Source organism: Candidatus Harpocratesius sp., from assembly GCF_054039255.1.
The window spans coordinates 83,425-101,537 of sequence record NZ_JBPLBG010000049.1; the positions used below are offsets into that span (position 1 = coordinate 83,425).

Annotated in this window: 20 protein-coding genes; 12 read left to right on the forward strand and 8 right to left on the reverse strand. The window is 29.3% G+C overall.

What is annotated here, in order from left to right; all coding sequences use genetic code 11:
* Window positions 1-192: 192 nt before the first annotated feature.
* From dapA to ACXLDF_RS11980, 7 genes are all read left to right on the forward strand, one after another.
* Entirely contained in the window at window positions 193-1,101 is a 909-nt protein-coding gene (gene dapA, locus ACXLDF_RS11950) for a 4-hydroxy-tetrahydrodipicolinate synthase (RefSeq protein WP_457558762.1), read from the forward strand.
* 22 nt (window positions 1,102-1,123) lie between these two features.
* The gene (dapB, locus tag ACXLDF_RS11955) at window positions 1,124-1,966 is read left to right on the forward strand and encodes a 4-hydroxy-tetrahydrodipicolinate reductase (RefSeq protein ID WP_457558763.1); all 843 of its coding nucleotides are present in this window, start codon (window positions 1,124-1,126) and stop codon (window positions 1,964-1,966) included.
* A 23-nt stretch (window positions 1,967-1,989) separates the two neighbouring features.
* The gene (gene lysA, locus ACXLDF_RS11960; protein WP_457558764.1) at window positions 1,990-3,333 is read left to right on the forward strand and encodes a diaminopimelate decarboxylase; all 1,344 of its coding nucleotides are present in this window, start codon (window positions 1,990-1,992) and stop codon (window positions 3,331-3,333) included.
* On the forward strand, window positions 3,326-4,177 hold the full coding sequence (gene dapF / locus ACXLDF_RS11965) for a diaminopimelate epimerase (RefSeq protein WP_457558765.1): 852 nt from the start codon (window positions 3,326-3,328) through the stop codon (window positions 4,175-4,177). The genes lysA and dapF overlap by 8 nt, the downstream gene beginning before the upstream one ends.
* A gap of 31 nt (window positions 4,178-4,208) precedes the next feature.
* Window positions 4,209-5,441, forward strand: coding sequence for an LL-diaminopimelate aminotransferase (locus ACXLDF_RS11970; protein ID WP_457558766.1), 1,233 nt, complete (start codon window positions 4,209-4,211; stop codon window positions 5,439-5,441).
* 308 nt (window positions 5,442-5,749) lie between these two features.
* Window positions 5,750-6,781 carry a hypothetical protein gene (locus ACXLDF_RS11975; protein WP_457558767.1) on the forward strand — a complete coding sequence of 344 codons (1,032 nt, stop codon included), beginning with the start codon at window positions 5,750-5,752 and terminating at the stop codon, window positions 6,779-6,781.
* Between the two features lie 64 nt (window positions 6,782-6,845).
* The gene (locus tag ACXLDF_RS11980; protein WP_457558768.1) at window positions 6,846-7,709 is read left to right on the forward strand and encodes an EFR1 family ferrodoxin; all 864 of its coding nucleotides are present in this window, start codon (window positions 6,846-6,848) and stop codon (window positions 7,707-7,709) included.
* 47 nt (window positions 7,710-7,756) lie between these two features.
* Here ACXLDF_RS11980 and ACXLDF_RS11985 read toward each other — a convergent pair whose 3' ends face one another.
* The 4 genes from ACXLDF_RS11985 to ACXLDF_RS12000 all read right to left on the reverse strand — a co-directional run bounded on the left by ACXLDF_RS11985 (window position 7,757) and on the right by ACXLDF_RS12000 (window position 11,984).
* Window positions 7,757-8,809 (reverse strand): PhoU domain-containing protein, encoded by a 1,053-nt coding sequence (locus ACXLDF_RS11985; protein ID WP_457558769.1) that lies wholly within the window; start codon window positions 8,807-8,809, stop codon window positions 7,757-7,759.
* A gap of 191 nt (window positions 8,810-9,000) precedes the next feature.
* Window positions 9,001-9,207, reverse strand: coding sequence for a hypothetical protein (locus ACXLDF_RS11990; RefSeq protein ID WP_457558770.1), 207 nt, complete (start codon window positions 9,205-9,207; stop codon window positions 9,001-9,003).
* 366 nt (window positions 9,208-9,573) lie between these two features.
* The gene (locus ACXLDF_RS11995; protein ID WP_457558771.1) at window positions 9,574-10,470 is read right to left on the reverse strand and encodes a hypothetical protein; all 897 of its coding nucleotides are present in this window, start codon (window positions 10,468-10,470) and stop codon (window positions 9,574-9,576) included.
* Between the two features lie 5 nt (window positions 10,471-10,475).
* On the reverse strand, window positions 10,476-11,984 hold the full coding sequence (locus ACXLDF_RS12000; RefSeq protein WP_457558772.1) for an alpha-amylase family glycosyl hydrolase: 1,509 nt from the start codon (window positions 11,982-11,984) through the stop codon (window positions 10,476-10,478).
* Between the two features lie 148 nt (window positions 11,985-12,132).
* On the opposite strand from ACXLDF_RS12000, the gene ACXLDF_RS12005 reads away from it, so the two are divergent.
* The gene (locus tag ACXLDF_RS12005) at window positions 12,133-12,774 is read left to right on the forward strand and encodes a hypothetical protein (RefSeq protein ID WP_457558773.1); all 642 of its coding nucleotides are present in this window, start codon (window positions 12,133-12,135) and stop codon (window positions 12,772-12,774) included.
* A gap of 133 nt (window positions 12,775-12,907) precedes the next feature.
* A complete protein-coding gene (locus ACXLDF_RS12010) occupies window positions 12,908-13,102 on the forward strand; it encodes a hypothetical protein (RefSeq protein WP_457558774.1) in 195 nt (64 codons plus the stop codon).
* Between the two features lie 308 nt (window positions 13,103-13,410).
* Here the strand turns inward: ACXLDF_RS12010 and ACXLDF_RS12015 are convergent, their stop codons facing one another.
* From ACXLDF_RS12015 to ACXLDF_RS12030, 4 genes are all read right to left on the reverse strand, one after another.
* The gene (locus tag ACXLDF_RS12015) at window positions 13,411-13,596 is read right to left on the reverse strand and encodes a hypothetical protein (protein ID WP_457558775.1); all 186 of its coding nucleotides are present in this window, start codon (window positions 13,594-13,596) and stop codon (window positions 13,411-13,413) included.
* A gap of 206 nt (window positions 13,597-13,802) precedes the next feature.
* Complete coding sequence (locus ACXLDF_RS12020; protein ID WP_457558776.1) at window positions 13,803-14,060, reverse strand: hypothetical protein; 258 nt, start codon at window positions 14,058-14,060, stop codon at window positions 13,803-13,805.
* Window positions 14,061-14,674: 614 nt separating this feature from the next.
* Window positions 14,675-15,424, reverse strand: a complete 750-nt coding sequence (locus ACXLDF_RS12025; protein ID WP_457558777.1) for a DUF429 domain-containing protein — start codon at window positions 15,422-15,424, stop codon at window positions 14,675-14,677.
* A 322-nt stretch (window positions 15,425-15,746) separates the two neighbouring features.
* A complete protein-coding gene (locus ACXLDF_RS12030; RefSeq protein ID WP_457558778.1) occupies window positions 15,747-16,403 on the reverse strand; it encodes a peroxiredoxin in 657 nt (218 codons plus the stop codon).
* A 220-nt stretch (window positions 16,404-16,623) separates the two neighbouring features.
* Here ACXLDF_RS12030 and ACXLDF_RS12035 point away from each other — a divergent pair, with 220 nt between their 5' ends.
* From ACXLDF_RS12035 to ACXLDF_RS12045, 3 genes are all read left to right on the forward strand, one after another.
* Window positions 16,624-17,106: a Fur family transcriptional regulator gene (locus ACXLDF_RS12035; protein WP_457558779.1), complete on the forward strand. Its 483-nt coding sequence runs from the start codon at window positions 16,624-16,626 to the stop codon at window positions 17,104-17,106.
* A gap of 235 nt (window positions 17,107-17,341) precedes the next feature.
* Complete coding sequence (locus ACXLDF_RS12040; RefSeq protein ID WP_498038942.1) at window positions 17,342-17,572, forward strand: AF_0619 family ribbon-helix-helix protein; 231 nt, start codon at window positions 17,342-17,344, stop codon at window positions 17,570-17,572.
* 49 nt (window positions 17,573-17,621) lie between these two features.
* Complete coding sequence (locus ACXLDF_RS12045; protein WP_457558781.1) at window positions 17,622-18,050, forward strand: type II toxin-antitoxin system VapC family toxin; 429 nt, start codon at window positions 17,622-17,624, stop codon at window positions 18,048-18,050.
* Window positions 18,051-18,113 lie beyond the last annotated feature (63 nt).

Genomic DNA, 18,113 nt, shown 5'->3' on the forward strand with positions numbered 1-18,113 from the left:
AACTTGCTAAGAAAAAGAAGAAGTGCTGATTAATTTAGAAAATTTCGGTATCGCAATTAGAAGACATTACCTAATTTTTCCAGTATTTATAAGAGTTACAGGTATGTTTTTTGAGCGATCCATTCAATTTTAAAAGATTTTATTCAGAACTGGTTAAATTTTTGAATTAAACAATAAATTGGTGAAAAAAAAATGAAAAATAAAATTTCTAAATTGAGAGGTGTATTCACTGCTTTACTTAGCCCTATGGATGAGGACGGTGATTTGTGCAAATTAACATTTAAAAATTTTGTTAGAAGACAAATCAGAGCCAAATGTGGATTGGTTCCATGTGGGACTACAGGTGAATCAGCCACAATGTCCCATCAAGAACATGAAAATGTAATCAGATGGTGTGTTGAAGAAGCCCAAAAATCTAAAGAACAACCATTTGTTTTGGCAGGAACTGGGAGTAATAATACGAGTGAAGCAATAAATTTAAGTAGAAATGCTGAAAGAATGGGAGTTGACGGAGTTCTTCTTATTACTCCTTATTATAATAAACCGACTCAGAATGGACTATATGCTCATTATGCAGCAATTGCAAGTGAGATCAACATTCCAATTGTAATATATAATTGTCCAAGTAGGACTGGAGGAAATATTCTTCCTAAAACAATTCAAAAGCTAGCAAAAGATTTTGAAAATATTGTTGGTTTTAAAGCCGCATCTGGAAATTTAGAACAGATACAGGAAGTAATAAGAAGAACACCTGATGAATTTATTGTTTTTAGTGGTGATGATAGTTTAACTTACGATATTATGAAATCTGGTGGAAGAGGTGTAATTAGTGTGGCTTCGAATCTAATTCCTGAACGAATGCATAACTACATTAAAATGATGGAGAATAATCAATGGGAACAAGCACAAATTGAAAATAAACGCCTTCAAGATTTATTTAAAAATCTGTTTATTGAAACAAATCCGTCTCCAGCAAAATATGGCGCAGAATTGCTTGGTTTAATGTCTTCATATGTGCGACTGCCTTTAGTTGGATTACAATCTTCTTCAAAAGCAAAAATAAAAAGTACCTTAGAAAATCTGACCATTTCAATTCAGTAAAATTAAAATAAAGGTGAAAAAAATGAATTTAAACAATTCTTCAATAAAAGTTGCTCTAATCGGTGGAGATGGGAGAATGGGGCGCATATTATCAAAAAGAATTTACGATAATGATGAATTTTCTCTGGTTGGTTCTTTTTCTGAGTCTTCTTCTCCAAATTTAGGAAAAGATGTTAATTCATTAATTGGGATTGCAGAATCAGGTATTCAATTAACAAGCTCCACATATTTTGAAAATTGGCTTAAAACCAATAAAGTAGATGTCGTTATTGATTTTTCAACTCCTGACTCGACTGCAGAAAATGTTTGTAATGCAATTCAACTAAATGTCCCTTGTGTTATTGGAACTACAGGGCTTTCTAAAGAATTGATTCAAAGAATTGAATTTTTATGTTCCCAAAATCAATGTTCGTGTGTAATTTCTTCCAATATGATGAAAGGTGTTAATATTTTTTTCCATTTGGTAGAAATGATTGCCACTTTTACTAAAGATTGGGATGTAGAAATAATTGAAAAACATCATAGAAATAAAGTAGATTCTCCGAGTGGAACTGCTTTAATCATTGGACAGAAAATTGCAAAAGCCTATGAAACAGATTTTAATTCAGTTGCAATTTATGGAAGAAAAGGAAATCATGTTAGGAAATCAAATGCTGCTGAAATTGGAATGCATTCTATTCGTGCAGGAGATATTGTTGGTGAACATAGTGTTCTTTTTGCAGGATCTGGAGAGCACATCGAAATAACTCACTATGCTCATAATCGGGATGGTTTTGCAGATGGTGCTTTAACCGCTGCGAAATTTATCCTTTGTCACCAAAATGAAGGAAAAATTTTTTCAATGGAACAAGTTCTTAATCTTTAAAAAGAAGAGGATGAAAATTTAAAATGAACAACGAAAAATGGTTAAAACTAAAAGATTTGGAGTATCGTAATCGTCAATTATTTTATGGAGAACAATCTGTTTATCAAATTGCACAAAAGTTCAAAACACCTTTATACATAATTAATGAAGATCTCATTCGGAAAAGATATAATTCCCTATATAAAGTTTTAAAGAGTCGTTATCCAAAAGTTAGAATACATTATGCTGTAAAATCAAATTCAAATATCTCTGTTTTAAGAATTCTTGAATCTGAAGGTGCATATGTAGATACCGTTTCATCTGGTGAAGTATTTTTGTGCCTAAATGCAGGTTTTTCCCATGATAGAATATTACAAACAGGAAATAATTGGACGGATGAGGAACTTCAATATGCCCTAGATCGAAATATTATGATTAATCTTGATGCAGTTTCTCAAATATATCGACTTAAAAAGCTATGTAAGAATCGAAACCAAACATTACCTTTAGTTTCTTTCCGTATCAACCCTGAATTTGGAGATGGTCATCATGATCACTGTATTACAGCTGGAAAATTGGTTAAATTTGGTATTTTCGAATCTCGGGTAGTTGAAGCATATAAAATTGCAAAAGAGTGCGGATTTACTAAATTTGGCGTCCATATGCACATTGGTTCTGGTATTCTACAAGCTGATTCATTCAAAAAAGCAACTGACAAATATTTTCAGATTATTCGAAAAATAGTTAAAGAAACAAGAATTACATTTGAATTCATTGATTTTGGAGGTGGAATTGGAATTCCTTATAGAAATTTTGAAAATCCTTTATCATTAGAAGAATATGCTGATACTTTAGTTAATAAACTTCGTTCTGAATGCAATATGCTTAAATTAGGTACTCCATATCTTGTTATTGAACCAGGAAGATACATTTCTTCAGAAGCATCCATATTAGTTTCTCAAATTAATACAATCAAGGATAATGGTTTTAGGAAATTTATTGGAATTGATGCTGGGTTTAATACACTAATTCGTCCCATTCTATATAATTCATATCATGAAATTATCCCAGTAATAAAGCATGACTCTGAAAATAGTATTATTGCAGATGTTGTCGGACAAATTTGTGAATCGGGTGATATTATTGGAAGAGAAAGAGAGTTTTCTCAAGTTAATGAAGGTGATTTCTTAGCGATCTTAGATGCTGGTGCTTATGGCTTTTCAATGAGCTCAAATTATAATTCTCGGCCGCGGCCAGCAGAAGTTCTAATTTCTCGAAATTGTGAAATCACAATAATTAGGGAAAGAGAATCTTTTCAGGATTTGCTCATCCATCAAAAAGTTCCTGAGAGATTAAAAACCTTTGAAGGTGAGATTTTTAATGGCTAATAATGGAGTGAAAGTACCTTTTATTAAAATGCATGGGATTGGCAACGATTATCTTTACATCAATTGTTTTGAGTATTCAGTTGATTCAATTGATCTTTCTGATCTGGCAAGAAAAATAAGTCATCGCAGATTTGGAATTGGTGGTGATGGTCTGGTTCTAATAACTCAAGGTCGAAAAACAAAACTTAAAATGCGAATATTTAATGCTGATGGAAGTGAAGCAGAAATGTGTGGAAATGCCATTCGTTGTGTAGCAGGATATGCATATGAAAATCGTTTAGTTAATTCAAATGTTTTTACTATAGAGACATTGGCAGGAATGATTGAAATTGAAGTCCTAGAAAATAGATTAATTCGAGTCGATATGGGTGCACCAATTTTAGATCCCAGTAAAATTCCGGTGAATATTTCAGATCAAATCATTATTGATTATCCTATTTCAACTTCTAACTTTAAAGGACGTTTTACAGCAGTATCTATGGGCAATCCTCATGCAGTTTATGTAGTAGATGATGTAAATGCATTAAATCTATCGTTAATCGGACCAGATTTAGAAAATCACCACTATTTTCCTAATAGAATAAATTCTGAATTCATTGATATAATTTCTCGAAATGAAGTTAATTTTCGTGTATGGGAGCGAGGTTCAGGTGAAACATGGGCTTGTGGAACAGGGGCAGCAGCAGCCTTAGTCGCAGGAAATTTACTTGGAATTCTCGACAAAAAAATTATAATTCATCTTAAAGGTGGCGATTTGATTATGGAAACTACCGAATCACTAGATCATTTATGGATGACAGGTCAATTTTCTATTATCGCTACAGGATTTTTTAACTATAAGTAAAATTTAATTAAAGAATAATTGGAGAAGAAAAATGGCAAAAATAAATGAAAATTTCCTTAATTTACAAAATAACTATTTATTTTCTGAAATTGCGCAACGAACTCAAAAGTATATTGAGTCAAATCCTAATGCCAAAATTATTAAATTAGGAATTGGAGATACAACTTTACCTTTACCTCCATCGATTATCCAAGCTTTTCATCAAGGTGTGGATGAAATGGCGAGAAAAGAAACATATCATGGATATGGTCCAGAACAAGGATATCTATTTCTTCGAAATTTAATTGCTGAAAAAGAATATAGATTAAAAGGTGTTCAAATTAATCCTGATGAAATATTTATTTCTGATGGTTCAAAATGCGACACAGGAAATATATTAGATATTTTTGGTAAAAATATTGTTGCAATCTGCGATCCAAGTTATCCTGTATACATAGATACAAATGTAATGGCAGGAAATGCTGGAAATCATTTGGAGCAAGCACAATATTCAAATATTGTATATCTCCCTTGCAATGAATCAAATAATTTTATTCCTGAAATTCCCGACTTTCATGTTGATTTGATATACCTTTGTTCACCTAACAATCCAACAGGTGCAGTAATGAGAAAAAAGGATTTGGAAAAATGGATTGAATATGCAATTCAAGAAAAAGCAGTCATTTTTTTTGATGCAGCTTATGAACGTTTTATTAGTGAAGATGATATCCCTCATTCAATATTTGAAATTGATAATGCAAAAAATGTTGCTATCGAATTTCGCAGTTTTTCAAAAACCGCAGGCTTCACAGGGGTTCGATGTGCTTATACTGTCATCCCGAAGAATTTACAAGGTTATGACTCAAAACAGAATGCAATACCTATTCATGCATTATGGAGTCGAAGACAGAGTACAAAATTTAATGGAGTTTCATACCCTACCCAAAAAGCAGCTGCTGCAGTGTATTCTGAAAAAGGTAGTATTGAAATAAAAAAATTAATTAATTATTATAAGAAAAATGCAGAGATTATTAGATTGGGATTAAAACAAGCAGGATTTAGAATTTTTGGAGGCATTAACTCTCCTTATATTTGGTTAAAATCACTTCACGGAGAAAGTTCTTGGGAATTATTTGATTTTTTCCTTGAAAAACTAAATATAATAGGAACTCCTGGATCAGGTTTTGGGCCCAATGGAAAAGGTTATTTCAGACTCTCTGCTTTTGGAAGCAGAGAAAATACTCAAGAGGCGATTAATCGAATAAAGAAATATTTCATTAGCTGATATTTGTTTAATTTAACTGAATTATTAGAGATTGTCCTGTATTTTTTTTTCTATTAGAATTACTCTTATAGAAAATCCTTTGATTTTAGAATGTTATAAGAATATGGCGAGAATTATTATAATTTGCAATAAAATTCGCTGATAAAAAATTTTACAGAAAAATTTTCATTATATGGATTTTGCTTGCAAAGATGGTAATATCATTTATTTTTTTCTTCAGTTTTATAAAAGATATATTAATAATCTCACAATTATTGTGCAAAATCAATCGAAAATTTTAAATCTCAAAAAATTCAATGCAATAAATTATGGTAGAAAATTCCCCTCCAGTTAATATTAATGGAGAAGTGAAATTCTTTAATTTAGATTATTCTCATCCTTATAAGAGAACATTACTCAAATATATAATCATTTCATTAGTAATAATGATAATAATACAATTTATAAATTATACTTATGAAATTTTTGGCTTTTGTTCAAAATTCATTTACATTTTTTCAATTATTACAATTGTATCTCATTTTTTGGTTCTGTTGTTAATGTGTTTTCAACCATTATATAATTATTCAAGTGATCCTCCAGAAAAGTCATATAATATTCTTGTTCGAGATTTTCAATCTATCTATAGGCAAATAGCTTCAATATTGCCACAGATCCAACCAAAAAAACCACAAAATAAAAGAATATTGATTAAAATTTACTATTTCTTTTGGATTCTATTGATCGTATTCTTATTTTTTTTCTATAAAGAAAATATAAATGTTGAAAATGATAAATCTTTGTTAAATATATTTTATTCTGGAATATTCTTTCTAATAATGATCACTTTTCTCATTATATTTAATGTAATTGATAATAATTTAAAAAGAAAAATACATTTCGCAAAATTGTTGCAACAAGAATTCATTAAATATTATAACCAAATTGGGTTGGAGTTCCGTATTGAACCTGGTGAATATAAAAATCCTGGTTATGGAATTGAAATATTTTCAACCTCTATAAATAAAGGTTATGAAGTATTAGAATTGATTAAAATCGGAAGACAGTTGTTGTATTTTGTAGGAAACACGCGGATATTCGCCGCTTATTTAATTTTACCAATAATTATGGTCTTTTTAACACCTTTCTCGTTCAATTTATCAAATATGAATGAATTTTTAATAATGATAATATCTGATTTAGGATTTCTTATATTCATTATTATATGTATTCATAAAATAAATTATGGGAATCAGCTAAAATTGAGAATTTGTACAGTTTTAGGGATTAAAATTTCAAGTTTTGAGGAAATTTCATCAGAAATAGAAATTTTTTCTGAGCAAAATGGAATTGGGAACTAATCTGCACCATTTCATCTCCTCTTTTCTCGAAAATGTATATTTTTTATAAATCATTTTAATAATTATGAGAATATTGATTCTTTATTTTAGTGGTACTGGCAATACTGAATACATTAGTCGTTATATTCAAAAATACCTGTTAACTTATTCTTTGAGTGAATTCCAAGTTGATCGATTTTCTATAGAATCATTCTACGTCGAGAGTATTCAGCAATATGATCTGATTTTTCTGGGCTTTCCTATATATGCTTTAGATGCTCCGAAAAATGTCTATGAATTTATAAGAAAACTACCAAATTTAAAAAATAGGGGGATTTTTCTATTCGCAACCAAGGGAATTGTTGCAGGAAATGCATTTTATCGATTATATTCATCACTAAAATCGACTGAAGTAATTCATCTTGGAAGCTTTGCTATAAAAATGCCTGGAACTGATGGATTGGCAATGTTAAAATCAACATCACGATATGTTAGAAAAGCACAATCTCGGGATTACTTAAAAATCACTAAACTTGATAAGTATTTTGAAATTTTGCCCAAAATATTTGAAACATTCAAAAAAGAACAATCTTTTATCTCATTCGCTGTTAAACCCCCTCGATATATACTTGATAGATTATTTGGATGGATGATTCAGAAGCTCTATAAATTAATGGAAGGTTCTATCAAAAAGCAATTTTGGGTTGATGATAACTGCACTAAATGTCAGTTGTGCGTAAAACAATGTCCTGTTAACAATATTAGGTTAGAAGCGGATAGAATTATATTTGGAACAGATTGTATTGTTTGTATGCGTTGTATTCATCAATGTCCTACTGAATCAATTCAAATTGGGAAATCTACGATTGGAAAATTTCGATGGCATGGACCACTTGGAGATTTTCATCCATTATCCAATAAAAATAAGGAGAAAAAGGAATCAAACTAATTCGCACTAAGAAAATTATTACTTAAGAATAAAAGAAAAAAGCACAATTAATCAGACTCGTTTGATACTTCTTTTTCCTGCTGTTTTGTTAATATATCATTAATTCGAATCTCAGCGATATCTCCACAAATATTACTTATTCTTCGGATGGGTATCAAGTATTCAGTATCAGGATGATCTTCATATATTATTCTTTTAACTTCATCAGCATATTTTTTTATCTTTTCTGTAAGTAACCAGAGTTCTAAGGAGTTTTTACGCCAGAAATAATCTTGAAGGGTATAAAATGTTTCTCTTGTGCGATATAAATGTTCTAGAATGAAGTGTCTATCATGAAGTGGTTGATTTTTCGTTATTTTAACCAATTTGGTGATATGATCTCCAATTCTTTCAATCAAGCGTGTAGTTTCTGAATAGTGCAAGCATTCGACTGAAGTTACATTAATGTTTCTGCCTAAACTTGGAAAATTAAGTATTTGGTGTACATATCTCTCTATGGCATATCTGTATTCGTCAATTTGATTATCTTGTTCTTCCAATTGATCTAATTCATCATCCAAATCAATGATTGAATCTAATTCTTCAACAATTTCAATATAATTATTGATCAATAATCCAACTTTATTTAGTACCTGCTTACTTAGCACATGAAGATTAACTTCATCAAAGTGTTCTTCTACGACAATCTCGTTGCGCGTCTCCGATATTACTACCATTCCATAGAGTTTTTGGGTTAGCTTATGTATCCTATTCTTAATTTTAGTTGGAATTTTATTTTGCTTTCTGACAATAATAGTTCTATAACCAATAATGTACGCTGTAAGATATAAATTAAAAAGATATTCTATAAACTGTTCTTCGTCTAATTTCAAACCATTGTTTAAGTTTAAATCTAAATCAATAATATAGGTGGTCATTAATTCTGGTGCGGTCATATCTGAGCGAATAAGAAGAGAATCATCAGACAACTGCTTTAGAAATACTCTTTTATCTTCAGATACTCCGTATTTTCGACACCAACTTTTTGGCAAATAGATATAAAATGATCCCTTAACTTCTTGAACCTTCTTTTGTTCAAAATGATCGAAACTGTTGCTCATTTTCTGAGGAATCAAAATTAACCATATGGTAAAAAGATAAGCCTTTTGGTAAAGAAAAATCTAAACATCAAAAATAATAAGATATATACCAATAGCTCCTATTTGTCCCATCAGTAATAGCACTAACTTTATGTGTGCGAATTAGTTTTTCAATCCAATTCACAACTGCAAAATAAAGCCGAATAATTCCATCAATTAGCCAACAGAAAAAGTGTATCACTCTCTTGCCAATATGCTTGATAAAATCTATGAACCTTTCCAAGAAAAACAAAATAGGATAAAGAATGATTGCAAATGAGAGAATATTGAAGGCTAGAATTATCATATTTTGTCCAATAATAAATAAAAAGAGTTCTATGACCATAATAAAGTAAAGAATTTGGATTACTTAATGCCATTATTTAGATTTTCCCCATTTTTACTACTTTGCAACCTAAGAATTAAGACTGAATAAAAAAAATATTATATATTATCGCAAGAAGAATTTTCTATAAAATATCTCCGTGTTTTTCCCAAGTTGATGAATTTTAGGCCATGATAATCAATATTACTTTAAAAATTTAAATCTTAGTGGGAATAGTGCGAATAAGTTTTTCTAGAAAGAATTTCAACAAAAAAAAACCCACTTTTAAGTTATTCTTTATCTTTATATTGGAAATTTTGGTGTTAACCAAGGTAGAAGTGAAATATTTGTGTGAAACCTCAGGAAAAAAAAGAAAAAATCTTAATTATTATAGTTCTACAAGGAATTCAATCTTCAATCTTCATTCTTCTATCTTCTGCTTTACTCCTTGCTTTGGTGTTCCAATAAGAATTATCAGAAGTAAAAGAATTAAAAGAATAATAAGAAAAAAACCTGCACCTATCAAGAAAGATAGAAAATAATCATTAAAGAATGGGCTTGCAAGCAAGAAAATTATCAATCCTAACGCCCAATTTATATAAGCTGAAACAATTATATAAAGACCTACTCCGAAAGAAAGTTGAGATCCGATAAATTTAATTTTTCGATGAGATTCATCTGATTTCAAAAGTTCTTTTGCTTTAGATTGATGTTGGATTAAGATATTCATCCATTTTATAAAAGCCATCATTCCAGCACCTAATAGGCACCAAAATGCTTCGATAAATTGAAATGGATTGCTAATTGGAAAAATAAAAGAAATGATATATTTTATTGTTGCCAAAAGGAAATTCAACCATGCAAAATATAAGATCAGATAGATCATTCCTGTAGCAAAGCTGAAAGATCCTTTTATTGTACCTTTATCAAAAGATTCTCGAATTTTGATATTAATTTTATACATCATTGAAAAGTGTTTTCGCAGCAATGGTACGTTTTTTAGCTTTTTTAAGCGATTTGGCTCAATTTTAATGAGTACTGCTATAGCCCCAAACAGATAGTAGAGAGCGAATGATATAATTAATGGAATTTCAATATATTGAGAAATTACATAACTCAAACCTAGGAAAAATAGATAAGAAAGGATAGAAATCCAAAAATTATTATTTTTTGGCTCATTTTCATCGATATTATCAATGTTTGTTAGTCTTTTGTCTTGTTCCTTCAAAATTTCATTATTTTTTTCTTCATCTAAATTAACTACATTAGATTGTAATTTATCTTTGGGTTTTTTAAAGAATTTTAAAAATGGGGTCATGTTTTTCACTCCTTTAATATTCTTAATGCTTCCCACGGTAAAACTTCTAATATGGGATTATTTTTTGAGTTCTGATTTGAAAACTGGCCCATTCTTTTGGTGTTCGTTAGTGAATACCATTTCCAATTTATAGAATCGCTTCTTTTTGATAATTCATCATTATTTCGTGTTTTTATGATGAATTTATCTAAAATTTGCGTTGATGGGCTGTAATTTATTAAAATAATTTCCAAATCATCTACAAGTTGCCATATGTAGGCGATAATTGATTCTGGAAGTTTTTTTAATAAAATCCAATTTAATTTATTTGATTGTGCCTGATATTTCAAGAATTGATTAGAATAAAGTGATGTATAGAATTGATATATCTCATTATTTTTCATTTCTACAGGATAACGTGCCAATTGAACCGGTAACTTGAATTTCCATCCAAATTGCTGACCGTAATGATGAAGATATGCTCCAGGAAGAGTGTATGTGAGTACAGCAGCTGCCTTTGATCTTTCTTGTTTTAAGGTGTAATTTGCGCGCAATTCGTCATGATTTTCGATAAATCGGAGTAATTTACGTTGATAATCCCATGAAGCTGTAAGGTGGGCGCGTATATCTTCAGTTGATGCATGAATCAGTCTATCAAATAATCGTTTATCATAACAGAAATCAAAACCAAGCTGCTGAAGTTGCCATTCCATATCCCAATATACTTCCGCAATAAACAGAAAATTAGGGTGTTTTTTTCTTATATTTGATATAATTTCGTCCCAAAATTCTCGGTTTAATGGTGGTCCTGCGCGTTCTTTCCAAGTTTGATGAAAAATACGATTGGTTAATAGCATTGCCATATCACATCGAACACCATCAACCCATTTTGCCATTCTTTCTAAGGTTCGAATAACCTCTTGGCGATATTCAGAAGAGAATGCATTTAATTGAGCTGTATCTGTCCAAGATGGGAAAAATGGGTCTTTTCCATGAGCAAAGATTTCAGAGTTGTTAGATGTGAGGTTATTATTCTTCCTGATTTGATCATCAATTTGAAAAAAATCTTTAGGATGAAATTTAAGATCTTCAGAAGTGCCACGAATAAAATAATCTGGATGTAACTTTATCCATTCATGATCGAGAGCAACATGATTAGGAATGAAATCAACGACCAGCTTTTTTCCCTGCTCATGCAATTGATTCGATAAATTAATAAAATCCGATTCATCTCCAAAATATGGATCTATTGTGTATGCTGCAACTGCATATGGAGAACCAATAATGTCATCATTATTATAATCCGATAATGCTTTTTTATATTCTAATTGTAATCCTTCATGATTTTGGGCAATTTCTTTTCCTATTTTACTACGTTTCCATATTCCCATTAACCAAACATAGTCAAAATGCTTCAATTCCTTTTTCCAAATTAATTCTGGGATATCTGCTATCGTATTTATTTTATTTTCATTTTTCAATTGCAGCAACCAAGGCCATGTATTGATTTCAATAATTCTTGGAAAGTAATTCATGGGAATAATTCTTTTTTCTTTTTTAATCTATTATATTTTTCTCTTATAATTCCCTTTGTTTCATTTTTGAGAATGGTGTAAATAATTAAATAAAATATGATATTATGGTGATCAAATATATAAAAAAGCTCATTTGGTAATTAGATAAATGGATGAATTACCCTATATTCATATACAAGTTTTAAGCAAATCTTCGAAAAATATAACAAAAAGAGCACTTTTAGAAAAAACTCTTCAAAAATTTAAAAAAACTCATAAAGCTCATTTTTCTTGGGGGGGATCTAAAGATAATCCTATCTTGAAAGTGAACTATGATTCTGAAGCTGATTTTCGAGTAGCATATGAATATGGTGTGGATGGATTTTTAAAAATTGTACAAATTTTGCAAGAACAAAATTTCCCATTCGATTTACTTTACACACAAAGAGAAAAATTTTCACCTACATCCTCATCTCAAAGAAAAAAAGATAAAGGAGAATCAGAGCTTCCATTAGCATCAATTGAAGATTATTATGTAGTTCTTGAATATTTAACAAATCGACCGAATATAATGCGTTATAACTATCAAATGACTTGGCGTGTAAGTCAAATTATCGGAACTCGGTTTTATGTGGAAGAAACTGCAAGAGGTTTCATTATTTTCTTTGATCGAAAAGTTGATTATGATATTGCTCAATTAGATCGAGAGGACCCTCAAGAATTGCTTGAATGGATTAAATCCACCCCAATTGGCGAAAATTCCCAATTATTTGCTAAATTGGTTAAGATTATCAACCAAAATATCCGTTAATCTCTTAATGTTAAGCATAATTCTTCATTTTTACTTCATTATTTTTCTAAACTTATTCGCACCCAGATTATTAATTACCCTTTATAAAGAGGAAAAACTAAAAAATAACCCTACTATTTTATGATCGAGTAAAATGGAAATGATTCTTGGTGTGATCGAAGATTTACTGGATAAATATGAGAATGGGACTCCAGAAGAAAAAGAAGATTCTTTAAGCAGTCTCAAATTGGAACGAGATCAATTTTTACAGAATCTCAAACCTTTAGTTGATGCTGGTAACTCTGATGCTCAAAAAATATATAATAAATTAGAAAAACTCTCTTTCTGAATAAAAATTGATTGATTTTTTTTATCTTTAAGTAATTCTATATAATTAAAATAAGTTGTAACTGATGGTAAATATACATCAAAATCAATATTAATAGTTGGCATTAATTGTTCATAACATTCTTTTTTTTTATCTTTATAAAGTTATTGGTAAGAATTCATACTTCTTTTCTTTTTTAGTTATACTTTAAGGACACTTTCAAAGTAAGTATATTGTCACTAATCTCAACTAAGTAATTTCTATATCTCATCAGTTAAATTGCAAATGATTTTAATTAAATAAAAAGTGAGAATAATTCTCACTCTATCTTATGGAACATCAACGTGAATATCAAATTGTTCCAACCATTTCTGCAATTTTGTCATTTCCAACCTTTTAATATAACGTTCGACAGGATCTACTAAATTTTCAAATTTTCGCAATAAACCTTCAAATTCTGCCTGTTTTTCAGCAATTTTAGATTTAAAGGTGGTTTTATTAGATACAACATTCATTTTTAATACCTCCCGCGCGAATATAGTTTATTAAAATCGCGCTTCTTCAACATACGAAGAAAAATACGCAGATTTAAATCTTATCTCTTGGGAAGTCTAAGTCACATAATTCAAGATCGAAAATCAGTACGAATAAGTTAAAAATTAAGCAATAAATTAAATAAAAGTAAAATTCCAATAAAATATAAGATAAAAGTGCAATTAAATTAAATATAAAGGGTTTCTCGCGCTTGTTGTTCTTCGTGCTCAATTTCTTTGAGTATTTTTTCAATTTCTCCATCCATTTCATCTAGTTCTTTCTCAGAAATATCTTTTCTTGTATTATTCATTTCTTGTTGTTCTTTTTTTTGAATTTCAAAGAAACGATTATGAATTATTTCAAGGAAATGATCTAATTGAATTGGAGTCGGTAGATATGAACTAAAGTTAATTTCAATTACAGGTTTTGTATGAGAAATGGTCATTATCAAGATAAATACCATCATAAAATTATTTGAAACTTATGGATTCCAATTCTTAGCATTTTTTTTCGAAAATTTATTGACTTTCACTAATTTTAAAATTTTGAAATTTGGGCTAAGAATTATTTTTTTTGAATATATTCAACACTATTGCAATATAATTGTTTTATTTGAAAATAGTCCAAAAAATGTAAAATTTTAAATAGATGAATTTCACATAATTTATTTAGAGATAGTGAAATCTGATGCGTCGCTCATCTCCAACCCTCTGTTTACAATAAAATTGTTAAAAAGTGAAAAAATCCCTCAAAGGTTTCCAAATAGGTATTTTCCATCCCATATATTTTGTGATTGGTTCTAGTAGAATCTTAAATCGCTCCCACGTTTCCAAATTTTGTTTATTGGATGAAAATACCTGGAGGTGAAGATCTCTCCCTTCTTCACCTCCTTAAATTTTTAGAATGCACAGATTTTGTGTTATTGTTCTTTCTCTTTCTATTTTTAAAATTGTATTTTATTTTTTCCAAAAAAAAATTCTGTTAATAAAAATCATCATTATTCTATGGTACAACCAGATACAACCAGATACATAGATACAATTATATACAACCAAAAAATTAGGATATTTCTGAATATACTATTCGTTGCGGTAAGTTTAGCTCATCAAAGGTCGGATTTTCAGGAAATGTCTTAAAATCTCCAATTAAACCTGTTGCAGTTAATGCTAATACTAGTGAATCGATTTTATCATCCTTTTGAACTTTTTTTGATGAAAAATTTCCATAACTTAATAAATCTGTTTCAATAGTAATTTCGCATTTGTTCATCCAATTCTTTAATAATGTCAACCTTTCTTTAATTCCCGCTTTGGATCTTTTGTTATTTTTCATACTCTTTTTTTGATTTAATGCCCAAAAACAAATTTCAGGGTGACTTTCCCAAATTATTCTATTTAAATATAAATTTTGTCGTAAGAATAAATCAACTTCCTTAATTTTTTTTGAAATGTTCCAAGCTTGGATGCTGATCCCTTTTTTGGTAAATTTCCTATTTATTTTATTTGCAAGATCATAATCTTTAGCATATAAGGCACTTCTACAAGGTGGGTTGAATATACTGCTTGAACGTGGCCTCTTTAAGACAGAACGGGCAAAAGCATCACATTCTCTTGTATTTAATCCTCTTTCTACTAATCCAATTGGGATGTCGATGAGTATCCTGGATGCATTTAATGGTGAAGTGCCATATTTTGACCAAAGATCTTGAATCGTTTCAAAAACTTCCCAATTTATAAAACGATTGTTGTGGATGACTGCAACGATCCAACCGCCTCGACATCCATCAACACCCAAAAATATGTGATCCATTTTGCAGTATAACTCCCTTCTTTTTTAAAATTTAAATTAATCTTTAAATTTTCATATAGCTTGATCAATCTCTTCCTTTATGTCGTTGTTCTTCCTTAAATTTTTTTACTTCAATTAAAAAATTTATTATTTTTCACTAAATTCTCAGTATTTTTTTTTATTTTTAGAACAATGGAAATTTAAATTTATTTAAATAATAAATCAGATCTTGGATAAGAAAATTAGATTTAATCAATTTTTTTCCAAAAATATATCAAATTTAATCGAAATTTAAGAAAAAAAAATTTTTACAAAAAAGAAAAGTAAATCAACAAAAAGTGAATCAATCTTTCAAAGATTTATGGCATAACCACCAATCATAACATTCGTGATCCTTTGATTTAAGTCTTTCTTGGGCCGTTTTTATATCAGTTGCTGGCGGAACAATAACATGATCTCCTACTAATTCACTATTCGGCCAGTTGGCAGGAATTGCCACCTTATTTTTATCTGATATCTGCAGAATTTTTACAATTCGAAGAATTTCTTCCATATTTCTACCGATTTCTTGGGGATAGAAAAGAATAATTCGAATAATTCCTTCAGTATCAACAACAAATACCGCTCTTACTGTGCTGGATCCTTTTCCTGGATGAACCATTCCCATAGTTTTGGCTACTATTCCATGATCAGCAATGATAGGAAATTGAATTTCTTGTTTAAGATTTTCTTTTATCCATTCGGTCCATTTAATATGGCTGAATACTTGATCTATTGATAAGCCAATCAGTTCACAGTTAAGCTTCTTGAAATCTTCATAATGTTTCGCAAAACTATAAAATTCAGTTGTACAAACAGGTGTAAAATCAGCAGGATGAGAAAATAACACAAAATATTTTCCCTTATAATCTCCAGGAAGATTCTTCATTCCATGGGTGGTTTGCACTTTTAATTCAGGAAATTTATCCCCAATTAATGGAAAGTTTTTAATTTCTGACATTTTTATTCACTTTTTTTTTCTTTGTTGAACATTAATCCATAACGGAGAATTATTCTCAACAAATACTAATTATCAATTAAAAGAATTTTTCATTAAAATCCTTTGCTTAAGATTTCAAACTTTTTTTGTATTTTTACAATATGATCATTAGTTTTTTATTCCAAGTGCCTTATGCTATTTTAGATATGAAAAAAGAATTTGAAGACTTATAGATGATTTTATGAAAAATACCAATAATATAGATAAAAAGAAAAAATTAATCAATCAAAATTCTCTTAATTTTTCTTCAATTAAAACTATCTTGAAAAATGCAAATTTGAAGATTACTGGGCCACGTTTGGCAATATCATCAGTTTTATTGACATCAGAAAATCATCCTACCGCCATTCAAATATATGAGGAAGTTAAGTCGCAATTTGTCAACCAAGAAAATATTAGTCTTGCTACAGTTTATAAAACTTTAGAAAAATTCGAACAAAAAGGATTAGTATCTGCATTTATTTCGGGAGATGGGAAATCACACTATGAGCCACGATTAGACCCACATATTAACTTAATTTGTGTAAAATGTGGTAAAATCACAGATATGATGAATGATAAAATTACCCAATTTGTGAATGATATATATGATATAATTCCAAATCCAATTCAAATGCAAAATCTTAGCTTTTTTTATGTTTGTGATATGTGTAATTCAAATTGAGAATGATTGTAGTGCGGCTAATTTAGAAGATATTTTAATCATCAAAAATTAATCACTTGTGCGAATAAGTTTAATGAAAAAGCTTTTTTCATGGTCAATTATAATCAGTAAAAAATTATCGTTATCAATATCTTAGATAACTCACTTTCAAAAATCTCTATTTTATTTTATTTATGGATTATTTCCTTTGCATAGAAATTTATATATGTATTACTTGTATATATTTCAGAAGAAGATGAGTTTAATTAGTGTTAGAATTGATGTGAAATTAAAAAAAATGATGGAATCCTACAAACACATCAATTGGAGTGAAGTAGTTCGCCAAGCTATTACTAAAAAGATCCAAAATGAACAAAAAAAGAATATGGCTCGTGCAGTTCTGATTAATGAGAAAGTTCGAAAGAAAGCACCCACAAATTATGATAGTGTTGAATTCATTCGAAAATTCCGAAATGAACGACATTAATTGTTTTTTTTTAATTTTTCACATAATCTACAAAGGAAAACCAGAAAATATGATAAAGAATATTATTGTTGATGCAAGTGTAATTGTTAAGTGGTTTATCGATGAAAATCACTCCGATAAGGCTGAAAAGATAAAAGAACAATTTGTCAATGAAGAAATTAATATCATTATTCCTTCATTACTTTATTATGAAGTTCTCAATGCGTTAAAGTATAGTAAATTATTTAATGTACGTGATTTAAACTTAGTTGGGGAGTCTTTAGAAAATTATGGTTTTGATGTTTTTGCAATAAAAGATGGAATAAGAAAGAAAATGGTTGAGATTTCAATAAATTTCGATGTTTCTATTTATGACGCATCATATATAGCTCTTGCAGACAAATTCAATACTCAAATGGTAACAGCCGATGAAAAAATTTCAAAAAAATTACCCAAAAATTTAAAGAATCTAATTTTGGAACTAAAAGATTATAGTTAAAAAAAAATAAGAAAAAACTTATTCGCACTTAATCGACATAATAATTGCACAATAAAAAAATAT